11 protein-coding genes are annotated in these 12,565 nt (G+C 63.9%); all 11 read left to right on the top strand.

What is annotated here, in order from left to right:
* The first annotated feature begins 10 nt into the window (after window positions 1-10).
* The 11 genes from BMX59_RS18910 to fecE all read left to right on the top strand — a co-directional run bounded on the left by BMX59_RS18910 (window position 11) and on the right by fecE (window position 12,197).
* Window positions 11-901 carry a LysR family transcriptional regulator gene (locus BMX59_RS18910; protein WP_071492172.1) on the top strand — a complete coding sequence of 297 codons (891 nt, stop codon included), beginning with the start codon at window positions 11-13 and terminating at the stop codon, window positions 899-901.
* A gap of 264 nt (window positions 902-1,165) precedes the next feature.
* Window positions 1,166-1,837, top strand: a complete 672-nt coding sequence (locus BMX59_RS18905) for a GntR family transcriptional regulator (protein ID WP_071492171.1) — start codon at window positions 1,166-1,168, stop codon at window positions 1,835-1,837.
* A gap of 65 nt (window positions 1,838-1,902) precedes the next feature.
* The gene (locus BMX59_RS18900) at window positions 1,903-2,709 is read left to right on the top strand and encodes an ABC transporter substrate-binding protein (RefSeq protein WP_071492170.1); all 807 of its coding nucleotides are present in this window, start codon (window positions 1,903-1,905) and stop codon (window positions 2,707-2,709) included.
* A 12-nt stretch (window positions 2,710-2,721) separates the two neighbouring features.
* Window positions 2,722-3,498 (top strand): amino acid ABC transporter permease, encoded by a 777-nt coding sequence (locus BMX59_RS18895; protein WP_093124556.1) that lies wholly within the window; start codon window positions 2,722-2,724, stop codon window positions 3,496-3,498.
* Window positions 3,499-3,500: 2 nt separating this feature from the next.
* Window positions 3,501-4,280: an amino acid ABC transporter ATP-binding protein gene (locus BMX59_RS18890; protein WP_093124553.1), complete on the top strand. Its 780-nt coding sequence runs from the start codon at window positions 3,501-3,503 to the stop codon at window positions 4,278-4,280.
* Window positions 4,281-4,315: 35 nt separating this feature from the next.
* Complete coding sequence (locus BMX59_RS18885; RefSeq protein WP_093124550.1) at window positions 4,316-5,926, top strand: gamma-glutamyltransferase family protein; 1,611 nt, start codon at window positions 4,316-4,318, stop codon at window positions 5,924-5,926.
* Window positions 5,927-6,011: 85 nt separating this feature from the next.
* Complete coding sequence (locus BMX59_RS18880) at window positions 6,012-8,402, top strand: TonB-dependent receptor (protein WP_093124547.1); 2,391 nt, start codon at window positions 6,012-6,014, stop codon at window positions 8,400-8,402.
* Window positions 8,403-8,529: 127 nt separating this feature from the next.
* Complete coding sequence (locus BMX59_RS18875) at window positions 8,530-9,444, top strand: Fe(3+) dicitrate ABC transporter substrate-binding protein FecB (protein ID WP_371322062.1); 915 nt, start codon at window positions 8,530-8,532, stop codon at window positions 9,442-9,444.
* Window positions 9,445-9,446: 2 nt separating this feature from the next.
* A complete protein-coding gene (fecC, locus tag BMX59_RS18870) occupies window positions 9,447-10,436 on the top strand; it encodes an iron-dicitrate ABC transporter permease FecC (protein WP_093124544.1) in 990 nt (329 codons plus the stop codon).
* Window positions 10,433-11,401: an iron chelate uptake ABC transporter family permease subunit gene (locus tag BMX59_RS18865; RefSeq protein WP_093124541.1), complete on the top strand. Its 969-nt coding sequence runs from the start codon at window positions 10,433-10,435 to the stop codon at window positions 11,399-11,401. Before fecC ends, BMX59_RS18865 begins: the two co-directional genes overlap by 4 nt.
* A 4-nt stretch (window positions 11,402-11,405) precedes the next feature.
* Window positions 11,406-12,197 (top strand): Fe(3+) dicitrate ABC transporter ATP-binding protein FecE, encoded by a 792-nt coding sequence (gene fecE, locus BMX59_RS18860; protein ID WP_093124538.1) that lies wholly within the window; start codon window positions 11,406-11,408, stop codon window positions 12,195-12,197.
* Window positions 12,198-12,565 lie beyond the last annotated feature (368 nt).

Raw genomic sequence — 12,565 nt, 5'->3', positions numbered from 1 at the left:
GAGACTGGACATGGACTATGAGCTGAATGACATCCGATCTTTCGTGAAAATCGCCGAATTGGGTAGCTTTCACGAAGCGGCCGATGCTTTGCATCTGTCTCAACCTGCACTCAGCCGGCGGATAAAAAAACTCGAAGAGGGGCTGGGCACGGCGTTGCTGGATCGCACCACCCGCAAAGTCAGCCTTACCAGCGTCGGGCGTGACTTTCTTCCCAAGGCGCGCCGGTTGCTGGATGACTTCGACGAGTCGATTCTTAATATCCGTGAACTGGCCGAACGCCAGATCGGCCGTGTAACCCTGGCGTGTATCCCTACCGCCGCGTTCTATTTCCTGCCTTCAGTGATCCGTCTGTACAACGAGCGCTACCCGAAAATCCGCATCCGTCTGCTGGATTTGAGTGCGAATGAGGGGCTTGAAGCGGTGCTGCGCGGGGAAGCCGACTTCGGTATCAACATGATGAGTGGCCAGCATCCGGACATTGAGTTCGTGCCATTGGTCAGTGAGCCCTTTGTATTGGCGTGCCGGCGTGATCACGAGCTGGCAGGGCGCAGTTCGGTCACCTGGTCTGAATTGAGCGATTACCGCCTTATCGGGGTAGGGCGTTTGAGCGGCAACCGCATGCTGCTCGACCACGCTCTATCGGGCTTGAGTTGGCGGCCGCAATGGTTCTATGAAGTCCAGCACCTTTCGACTTCACTGGGCCTGGTGGAGGCTGGCCTGGGGGTTTCGGCGATGCCAAGCCTGGCCATGCCGGCTGATGATCATCCCACCCTGGTCAGCGTTCCATTGATCGAGCCCGTGGTGAACCGCTCTTTGGGCCTGGTTTACCGCCGAGGGTCCTCGCTTTCGCCAGCGGCGGAAAAATTCGTCTCGATACTGCTTGAGCAATGGCCACAGTGACCGGCCGCGTGTTGCCGTTCGCCGGCGGTCATCGTCATGAATGCGAGGTGGGCATGCTCTGAGTTGTTACTTCTGCCCACTGAGGGGGCGTTTTCTGAGCGGTCAGGTAGCAAGCTTGTGCACGATCCCTTCACGGTTTCCGCTGATGCAATGGGCCTATTTCATTTGAATCAAGCGCTTGGGTCATAGCGCCGTGATTTGGCACGCTTCCTGCTTTTTCGTATCCATGGATAATTGGATACAAAAATTCAAAAGGTGCTGCCGATGCAATTTGCCCCCGCTTACGTTGACCGCCAGCCCCTCACCGCCGAGGAGGAGGCCTACAACTTCCTGCTCGATGCCATTTGCGGCGGCCGCTACCGCAAAGGCGACCGTCTGATCGCCGAAGATATCGCCAGCGAAATCGGCATGAGCCGCATGCCGGTGCGCGAAGCCTTTCGCCGCCTGGACGCCCAGGGCCTGGTGACCCTGCGGCCCAATCGCGGCGCCATCGTCAGCGGCCTGGATATCGATGAACTGCACGAAGTGTTCGAAATGCGCAGCGCCCTCGAAGGCCTGGCAGTGCGCGTCGCGGTGGGGCGTATCGGCGAGCGCCAGTTGGCCGCGCTGGAGCGCTTGCTCGATGCGATGGACGACTACCGCGATGACAGTGCCGCCTGGGTCAGCCGGCACCGCGCTTTCCACGAATACCTGTGTAGCCTCAGTGGCCGCCCACGCCTGATGAAGCAGATTTCGGCGCTGTACTCACTGGTCGAAGCGCCCATGCGCCTGTGGTTGCAGCACGGTGAAAAACCCCTCAGTGCCCGCCAGGAACACGCGGTGATCCTCGACGCGATCCGTGCCGGTGACGCCGCCCGCGCCGAGGCCGTGGTGCGCGAACACATCGAAGGCACCGTGCCGGCACTGATCCAGTTCCTGCAAACCGAACAACAATAAGAAACATCTGCTGTGTGTTGACGTTGAGTCCTGCCCCGTTAATCAACGAACTGGAGTGTCTGGTCATGCATAAACACCGCGCCTTGCTGGTGGCTGTCTCCCTCGGCCTCTGTACCCAATGGGCCGTTGCCGCGCCCCAGGTGCCGGAGCGCCTGAAGAACGTCGACAAACTCATCTACTGCTCGGGGATGGATTCACCGCCCCTGGTGTCCTTCGATGAAGCACAGAAACCCCGCGGGCTCACCATCGACCTGGGCCTGGAGATCGCCAGGCGCCTAGGCGACAAGCAGGTGCAGTGGCGAGTGATTCCGTTCTCTGGCCTGGTGCCGGCATTGCTCGCCCAGCAGTGCGACATGATCGTCGACCAACTGTTCGACAAGCCTGAGCGACGCCAGGTGATCGACATCGTCAACTACATGTATTCCAGCCAATCGGTGGTGGTGCCCAAGGGCAACCCCAAGGGCATCAAGACCCTGGATGACTTGTCCGGACACAAGGTCGCGGTGCTCAACGGCTCCACCATCAAGACCCTGCTGGACGCGCAGAACGACAGCCTGGCCAAGGCCGGCAAACCGCCGATGAAACTGGTGGTGTACAACACCGACACCGACGCCTTCCAGGCTCTGCGCATCAGCCAGGTCGACGCCTACGGTACCACCGTGGAAACGGCCGGCTATTACGCCGCCATGGCCCCGGACCTTTTCCAGGAAGGCGTGCCAGCGTTCAGCCGCATTCTCACCGGTTTGGGCATGCGCAAGGACGACCCGCAACTCACCGCCGCCGTGCAGCAGGTGATCAGCGACATGCGCAGCGACGGCAGCTACGTCCAGTTGCTGAACAAATGGCATGTCAGCAGCGACACACTCGACTGAGGCACACCGGCGATGAATTTCAATTGGGATGTGTTCTGGCAGTACCTGTTGCAGCCGAGCGGGGTGTACCTCACCGGGCTGTGGCTGACCTGCCTGATCGCGGTGTCGGCGATGCTGCTGGGCTGCGTGCTGGGGTTGGCGGCGGCGCTGCTGCGCTTGTCGAAGAACCCGCTGTTGCACTTGCCGGTACGCGTTTATGTGTGGCTGATGCGCGGTACGCCGCTGCTGGTGCAGATCGTATTCCTGTACACCGCGCTGGCGGCGGGTGGGATTTTCCGTTTCGAGGACATCGCGCTGTTCGGCCTGGTCATCCCCGGCAATATCCAGGCGGCGATCATCGCGCTGGGCTTGAACGAAGGCGCGTACATGGCCGAGATCATCCGCGCCGGCATCGGCGCGGTGGACAAGGGCCAATACGAAGCCGGGCGTTCCCTGGGCATGGGCTTTGCCAAGCTGATGCGGCGCATCGTGCTGCCCCAGGCGTTCCGCGTGATCGTGCCGCCGCTGGGCAATGAGTTCAACGTGATGCTCAAGAACACCACCCTGGTCAGCGTGATCGGCGTGCAGGAGTTGCTGCTCAGCACGCAGATGGTCACCTCGGCGACGTTCCGCGTGTTCGAGTTGTACCTGGTGGTCGCGATTTACTTTTTGATGCTTACCACGCTGTGGGGCTTTTTCCAGCGCTGGCTGGAGGCGCGCTTTGGCCAGTCCGACCGGCCATCCGCGCCGCCACCGGCGTCCAGCCGCATGTTCGGGCGCAGCACCTTGAAACTGCTGAGGGGACGATAACCATGGCGCACCAGAGTGAAGAACTGATCATCGAGGCGCTGGACATCCACAAGTCGTTCGGCACCCTGCAGATCCTCAAGGGCATCTCCCTGCAAGTGCGGCGCGGCGAAGTGGTGGTGCTGATCGGCGCCTCCGGCTCGGGCAAGACCACCTTTATCCGCTGCATCAACCTGCTGGAAGACATCCAGAGTGGGCGCATCCGCGTCAACGGTTGTGCCATGGGCTATCGCGAGCGCAGCGATGGCAGCCTGGTACGCGATTCGGAGCGCAACATCGCGCGCCAACGCCGCGACATCGGCATGGTGTTCCAGCGTTTCAACCTGTTCCCCCACATGACCGCGCTGGAAAACATCATCGAAGCGCCGATCCAGGTGCTCGGCACATCTCGCGCCGAAGCCTTGGAGCAAGCCCGTGGATTGCTGGCGCGGGTCGGCCTGGCGGACAAGGCCAGCCATTACCCGTCGATGCTCTCCGGCGGCCAGCAGCAGCGGGTGGCGATTGCCCGCGCCCTGGCGATGAAACCCCAGGCCATGCTGTTCGACGAACCCACCAGCGCCCTCGACCCGGAAACCGTCGGCGAGGTGCTGCAGGTGATGAAGGAGCTGGCCGAGGAGGGCATGACCATGGTGGTGGTCACCCACGAAATGGGCTTTGCCCGTGAAGTGGCCGACCGCGTGGTGGTGCTCGACCAGGGCGAACTCATCGAACAAGGGCCGCCGGAACAGATTTTCAGCCGCCCCAGCCATCCCCGTACCCGGGCCTTTCTCAGTCGTGTGTTGTGAGTCTTTCCATCACCCTGTGTTGACGAGTCTTAGCCATGTTGAAATTTTCTGCTCACGAGTACCCCTATCCCTCGCAGCGCCAAAGCGTGTTTGCCCGTCGCGGCATGGTTGCGGCGTCCCAGCCCCTGGCGGCCCAGGCCGGTATCCAGATCATGCAACAGGGCGGTAACGCCATTGATGCGGCGATTGCCACGGCGGCCGCGCTCACGGTGGTGGAGCCCACCGGCTGTGGCCTGGGCGGCGACGCGTTCGCGCTGGTCTGGTGCAAGGGCCGGTTGCACGGCCTGAACGGCAATGGCCACGCGCCGGCGGCCTTGAGTATCGAGGCGGTCAAGGCGGCGGGGCACGACCGGATGCCGCTGTATGGCTGGACACCGGTCACCGTGCCCGGTTGCCCCTCGGCCTGGGCCGAGCTGTCCGAGCGCTTCGGCAAGTTGCCGTTTGCCGAGTTGCTGCAGCCCGCCATCAGCCTGGCGCGTGACGGCTTCCCGTTGTCGCCGGTGATCGCCCAGCTCTGGCAGGACGCGCTGGATGAATTCGGCCCCCATCGTGACCCGGCCCTGGACGCCTGGTTCGACACGTTCCTGATCGACGGCCGTGCGCCCCGGGCGGGTGAGATATTCCGCAACCCCGCCCAGGCACGTACCTTGGAAGAACTCGCCGCTACCCGTTGCGAAAGCTTGTATCGCGGTGCCCTGGCCGAACGCCTGGATGCGCATTCCAGGGCCAGTGGCGGTTACCTGCGCGCCAGCGACCTCCAGGATTATCGCGCCCAATGGGTGGACCCGATCCACGTCAACTACCGAGGGGTGGACGTCTGGGAAATCCCGCCCAGCGGCCAGGGCCTGGTGGCGCTGATGGCGTTGAAAATCCTTGAAGGCTTCAGCTTCGATCACCGCGACAGCCAGCAGACCTGGCACCGCCAGTTGGAGGCGATGAAACTCGCCTACAGCGACGGCCTGCACCACATCACCGACCCGTTGCACATGCGCGTGGCCGTCGCCGACCTGCTCAGCGATGCCTACAGCACCCGTCGCCGTGGGCAGATCGGCGAACAGGCGCAACCGCCCAAGCCCGGCGACCCCCATGCCAGCGGCACGGTGTACCTGGCCACGGCGGATGCCGAGGGCAATATGGTCTCGTTCATCCAGAGCAACTACCACGGCTTCGGCTCCGGCGTGGTGCTGCCCGACAGCGGCATCGCCCTGCAGAACCGTGGGCAGGAATTCAGCCTCGACCCAAGTCACGCCAACTGCCTGGCACCGGGCAAGAAAACCTTCCACACCATTATTCCCGGCTTCCTCACCAAGGACGGGCAGGCCCTCGGGCCATTCGGCGTGATGGGCGGCTACATGCAGCCCCAGGGCCATGTGCAGATGGTGATGAACCTGGTGGACTTCGGCCTCAACCCGCAAGCGGCCCTGGACGCGCCGCGCTGGCAATGGCTGGGCGACATGAAGGTCGGCATCGAACACGGTGCCTCTAGTGACCTGGCCAATGCCCTGGCGCGACGCGGGCACCAGGTGCAGATCGCCAGCGACCTCACCGACTACGGGCGTGGCCAGATCATCCTGCGTGATCCGGTCAGTGGTGTATTGTGCGGCGGAACGGAGCCAAGGACGGATTCAACGATCGCAGTGTGGTAAGCGAAAAAAATTGGCTGAAGCCTGTCCCTTTTTTTCACCTCGCCTGTCATTCCAGGCAAGTGAACAATATCGAGAGCTTCCGCCAATGCCCGCAGTCCGCCCCTTGCTCAAACTGAGCCTGATGCTGAGCCTCAGCGCCAGCCCGTTTTTCGCCGCCGTCAGCTACGCCGAAGACACCGCCGCGCGGCGCAGCTACCAAGTGCCGGCGGGCAGCCTGAGCGCGGCGCTGACGCGTTTTGCCGGGCTGTCGGGGGTCAACCTGTCGGTGGACCCGGCGCTGGTCAGCGGGCGCAGCAGCACTGGCTTGTCCGGCGAATACGGCGTGGAGGAGGGCTTTGCCCGCCTGCTGCAAGGTTCCGGCCTGCAACTGCAAGCCATGGGCGAGCAGGCCTACATGCTGGTGCCGGTGCCGGACGGCAGCAGCCTGGAGCTGGCGCCCACGTCCATCCTCGGCACCACCGGCCTGTACGACGGCGACACCTACGCCGGTGGCCAGGTGGCGCGCCGCACGGCGCAGGGCATGCTGGGCACGCGGGATTTCATGGAGACTCCGTTCAGCATCACCACCTACACCCAGGAGGCGGTGAAAAACCAGCAGGCACGCACCCTCGGCGACCTGATCGCGGCCGACCCCTCGGTGCGCGCCACCAACCCGGCCGGTGGGCGCTACGAGCAATTCACCATTCGCGGGTTCAGCCTGTTCAACAGTGACGTGGCCTACAACGGCCTGTACGGCGTGCTGCCGACGTACACCATCGACATGGAGATGGCCGATCGCGTCGACATCCTCAAAGGCCCGAGCCAGTTGATCAACGGCATCTCGCCGCGTGGCAGCGTCGGCGGCGGGATCAACGTGGTGCCCAAGCGCGCCACCGACAAGGACATCAACTCGTTTACCGGCAACTGGGCGTCCGACAGCCAGGCCGGCGGTGCGGTGGACATTGGCCGACGCTTTGGCGAGGACAACCAGTACGGCATTCGCTTCAACGGCGTGAAGCAATCCGGCGACACCGCCTGGGACCACCAGAGCGTCGACCGCGAAATGGCCGTGCTGGGCCTGGATTTTCGCGGCGAGCGCCTGCGCCTTTCCACCGATATCGGCCACACCGAGCGCGACACCGATGCCCCCCAGGAGCGCGTGCAGGTGGCGGCCGCTGCGCCGGTCCCGAGTGCCAACGACGTGCGCCGCAACTATGCGCAGTCGTGGAGCAAGGCTCGCACCAATGACACCTTTGGTACGGTCAACGCCGAGTACGACCTCAGTGACAACGTGATGCTCTACGGTGGCGTGGGCGCGCGCAAAAGCAACCACGACTTCCTGCGCCACGCGGTTTCGGTGACCAATGCGGCCGGCGATTTCAGCGTGCAGCCGCGGGATTTCACCCGCGATGAAAACGTGCGCACCTACACCGCTGGCGTGCGCAACTGGTTCCATACCGGGCCGGTGAGCCATGAGGTCAACCTGGCCGCCAGCTACTTCGACATGGACTTCACCAACGGCGGTGCGCGGTATACGGCGCCGTCGAGCAATCTCTACAACCCGGTGCAGTCGCCGACGCCGTCACGGCCGACGCGCTTCGATCCCAAGGTCTACACCGAAAACAAATTCAGCGGCGTGGCCTTGTCCGACACCCTGGGTTTTTTCGACGACCGCCTGTTGCTCACCCTCGGTGCGCGCTGGCAGCGGGTCAAGGTGACTGACTGGAGCGACGGGATCAAAGGCGACACCGCCTATGACGAAGAAAAGGTATCGCCGTCGGGCGGCATCCTGTTCAAGGCCACCGACAAGTTGTCGCTGTACGCCAACTACATGGAGGGCCTGAGCCAGGGCAAGATCGCGCCGTCGACCTCGAGAAACGAAGACGAGATCTTCCCGCCGTTCATCAGCCGCCAGGTGGAAGTGGGCGCCAAGTACGATGCCGGTGCCTTCGCGGTGACCGCCGCCGTGTTCCGCATCAAGCAACCGGCCTATGAAACCAATGCGACCACGCGGCTGTTTGGCCCCAACGGCAAGCGCGAGAATGCCGGTGTGGAACTGAGCGTGTTCGGCGAACCGCTCAAGGGCTTCCGCCTGCTGGGCGGGGTGATGTACATCGACAGCAAACTCAAAGACACCACCAATGGCACCTGGGACGGCAACCGTGCGCCGGCCACGCCCAAGTACAACGTCAACCTCGGCGCCGAATGGGACGTGCCGGGCCTGGAAGGCCTGACGTTGACCAGCCGTGGCATCTACTCCAGCTCGCAGTACCTGGACCAGTCCAACGTCAAGGAAATCGACGCCTGGAACCGCCTCGACGTGGGTGCGCGCTATGGCTTCAAGGTGGATGACAAGCACATCACCCTGCGGGCGAATGTGGAGAACGTCGCCGATAAACGCTACTGGAGCTCGGCCGGTGCATCGGATGACAGCGAGCCGGGGCTGACCCTGTCGACGCCGCGCACCTACCTGCTGTCGGCCACCGTCGACTTCTGACACTGGGCTGTGCAGGTTATAAATGAGAATGTTTTTTGATCACGCCGCGCCGATATGGAATAGTACCCGCCGTTTTCCCCGGCCTGCCTAGCCGGGGTGTTTTAACGCCGAGGTCCTTGTCATGCGAATGCTGCGTTCCATCCCCACCCTGGCCGCCTGTGTCCTGGCGTTCTCGTCCAGCCTGCTGAGCGCCGCCCCCATCGACCTCAACGATGGCCAGCACGCCGTGCATCTGCCCGATGCCCCCAAGCGCGTGGTGGTGCTGGAGTTTTCCTTTCTCGACAGCCTGGCCGCCGTTGACGTCACCCCGGTCGGCGCCGCCGATGATGGCGATGCCAACCGCGTGTTGCCCCGCGTACGCCAGGCCATCGGCCAATGGCAGTCGGTGGGCCTGCGCTCGCAGCCGAGCATCGAGGAGATCGCCCGGCTCAAGCCCGATCTGATCGTGGCCGACCTCAATCGCCACCAGGCGCTGTACAGCGACCTGGCGAGCATCGCGCCGACCTTGCTGTTGCCGTCCCGTGGCGAGGATTACCAGGGCAGCCTCAAATCCGCCGAACTGATTGGCAAGGCCCTCGGCAAGAGCGCGCAGATGGAGGCGCGCATCCAGAAGAACCGTGAAAACCTCAAGGCCATCGCGCAACAGATCCCGGCAGGCGCCAGCGTGTTGTTCGGTGTGGCGCGTGAGGACAGCTTCTCCGTGCATGGCCCGGACTCCTACGCCGGCAGCGTGCTTGAGGCCATCGGCCTGAAAGTCCCATCGGTACGCGCCAACGCCGCGCCCACCGAGTTCGTCAGCCTGGAACAGTTGCTGGCCCTCGACCCGGGTTGGTTGCTGGTCGGTCATTACCGTCGCCCCAGCATCGTCGACAGCTGGAGCAAGCAGCCGTTGTGGCAAGTGCTCGGCGCCGTGCGCAATAAGCATGTGGCCGAAGTGGATGGCGACAGCTGGGCGCGCAACCGTGGCGTGCTGGCGTCGGAGCAGATCGCCGAGGATGCGCTGGCGATTCTCAAGGGCGGTAAAGCCGTATTGAGCCAATAACCGTGCGACGCAGTTTCGCCGCCGTTGGCATTCTGCTGTCGGGTGCCGGGTTGTTCTGGCTGTCGCTGTACAGCTGGTCGCCATTTACCCTGACAGCGACGGATGCGTGGAATGGCCTGGTTCACCAGGGCCGCGTCGGCGGCAACATGGCCTATATCGTCGCCCAGTTGCGTGTGCCACGGGCCGTGTGTGCCGCGTTGGTCGGTGCCTGCCTGGGCCTCGCGGGGGCGCTGATGCAGGGCATTACGCGCAACCGTCTGGCCTCGCCGTCGCTGTTTGGCGTGACGGCGGGCGCCGCGCTGGGACTGGCCCTGTTTTCCACGGGCCTGGTCGCGCCGCCCTTTGCCGGCGGTGCGCTGTTGATGACCTGCCTGGGCGGCGCGCTGGCCTGGATCACCGTGTTCAGCCTGGGCGGTGCCTGGTCGCCGACCACGGCCCAGGGCCGTCTGGTTTTGGCTGGCGTGGCCGTGGCGGCGTTGTGCGCCGCGTTGACCCGGCTCACAGTGATCCTGGTCGAGGCCCAGGCGCAAAGCGTGCTCAACTGGCTGGCCGGTTCACTGGCCAATGTCGGCGCTGCGCAGGTGCAACTGCTCTGGCCATGCGCCTTGATCGGCGGCCTGTGGGCACTCTGGTGCGCGCCGCGCCTGAACCTGATCAACCTCGGCGAAGACGCCGCACGCTCACTGGGCGTCGGCATCGCCAGCCTGCGTCTGCAGGTGTTTGTCGCCAGTTTGCTGCTGGTGGGCGCCAGCGTGTGTGCGGTGGGGCCGATCGGGTTTGTCGGGCTGATCGCGCCGAATATCCTGCGTCAGTTCCTGGGCAATGACTACCGCTGGCTGATCCCGCTGAGCGCCACATTGGGCGCGGTGATCGTGCTGGGGGCCGACCTGCTCAGCCGCGCCGTTGCCTTCCCGGTGGAAACGCCGGCGGGAGTGGTCACCGCGCTGATCGGCGCGCCGTTTTTCCTCTTTCTTGCCAGGCGCGCCCTATGATCCGACCACGACTGCGCCTGTGGCTGCTGCTCGGGTTGCTGCTGCTGGCAACCGGGGTCAGCCTCAGCGCCGGCACCCTGTGGCTCACGCCGCAAACCGTTTTCGAACGCCTGCTGGCCCACGACGTCCTTGACTTCGAAGTGTGGAACCACCGCCTGCCGCGCAGCCTGATCGCGATTCTCGCCGGTGCGGCCTTCGGCCTGGCCGGGGCGATTGTGCAGGGCGTGATCCGTAATCCGCTGGCCTCGCCGGAGATCCTCGGCGTAACCCAGGGCGCCGGGCTCGCGCTGACCGTGGCGATCATTGGCTGGCCGCAGTTGCCGATTGCCTGGCTGCCGCTGGTGGCTTGCCTGGGCGGGGCCGGCGGCGCGTTGCTGCTGGCGCTGTACAACACCGGCGTGAGTTTTTCCGGGGTGCGCTTTGCGTTGTCCGGGGTGGCGATTGCGGTGACCTTGTCCAGTATCACCGAGTTTCTGATCCTCTCTCATCCCCTGGATATCAACACCGCGCTGCTCGCGCTGACCGGCAGCCTGTGGAGCCGCAACTGGCACCATGTGGCGCTGGTGTTGCCGTTCCTCGTATTGATCCCCGTGGGCCTGTGCCTGGCCAAGCCGCTCAACCTGATCGCCTTGGGCGATGAGGCGGCCCACAGCCTGGGCACCGCGCTGAGCCGTACGCGTTGGTCGGCGATGGCCTGCGCGGTGTTGCTCACCAGCCTGGGCGTGGGGGTGATCGGTCCGATTGGCTTTATCGGCCTGGTCGCGCCGCACATGGCGCGCCGGCTGGTGGGCGGGCATCACCAGTACCTGCTGCCGGCGGCGATGCTGATCGGTGCGTTGCTGCTGGTGCTCGCCGATACGCTGGGGCGCACGCTGATCGCGCCCAGCGAAATCCCCGCCGGGGTGCTTACGGCGGTGATCGGCGCGCCGTATTTTCTTTGGTTGCTGGCACGGTTCAGGGGTTGATGACATGAGTATTCTCCAGGCACGCGAGCTGGACATCGGCTACGGCGCCACCCGTATCGTGCAAGGTCTGTCCTTTGCACCGCCCGCCGGCAAGGTCACCGCGTTGATCGGCCCCAATGGCTGCGGCAAGTCCACCTTGCTCAAGGCCTTCGCGCGCATCCTCAAGCCGACTCAGGGCGAGCTGACCCTGGATGGCCAGGCCTATGCCAGCCTGTCTGCCCGCCAGTTGGCCCGGCACATCGCATTCTTGCCGCAAGTGTTGCCGGTGCCGGAAGGCGTCAGCGTGCGCCAGTTGGTTGCCTATGGCCGCAGCCCGCATAACTCGCTGTGGGGACGCCTGAGCGGCAGTGATCAAGCTCACGTGAGCCAAGCCATGCAGCGCCTGGAACTGGACGTGCTGGCTGATCGCGCCCTGGCGGACCTGTCCGGCGGCCAGCGCCAGCGTGCCTGGCTGGCGATGGTGTTGGCGCAGAATGCGCCGGTGGTGCTGCTGGATGAACCCACCACTTACCTCGACATCAGCCATCAGGTCGAACTGCTCGACCTGATGGGCGAACTGGCTGCCGAGGGCAAGACCGTCATCACTGTGCTGCATGACATCAACCAGGCCTGCCGTTATGCCGATCACCTGGCGGTGATGCACGGCGGCAAACTGGTCGCTGATGGCGCACCGGCGGAGGTGGTCAGTGCCGAGTTGATGCGGCGGGTATTTGAGGTGCAGGTGCAGGTGATGCAAGAGCCGGTCGCCGGCACGCCGATGTGCCTGGTTGAAAAAAGCACTCGGACCAAGGCTTGATCAAGACCGACTCGCTTCGCATCGTGGATACGGTTTTTGTTCTGTGTAGCCGGCCTGCTGTGGCGAGCGGGCTTGCTGTGGCGAGCGGGCTTGCCCCGCGTTGGGCTGCGAAGCAGCCCCCAAAACCAGACACCCAGACAAGCCCGCGCGCTCCCACATTTCAACGCTCGATAATCCTGGTGAACAGCCACTAGAAAGTCTAAGTGTGCTTCGCATCGAAGGTGAAGTAAGTCCTGTGAATTTATCGGGCTGCCGTTTAATTGTGGGAAAGCGCACAAGTGGCTAATTGCAACTGGCGAAGTAGTGGCTATTAGCTGCTAAGGCTCTGTCACGGGGTTCTTGGTCATTGTGTTTATTTTATTCCCCTC

This window comes from Pseudomonas sp. NFR09 (genome assembly GCF_900111535.1).
Lineage (GTDB): Bacteria > Pseudomonadota > Gammaproteobacteria > Pseudomonadales > Pseudomonadaceae > Aquipseudomonas > Aquipseudomonas extremorientalis.
Note: the sequence above shows the minus strand (reverse complement) of the source record. Positions and strands in the feature narration are given on the sequence as shown.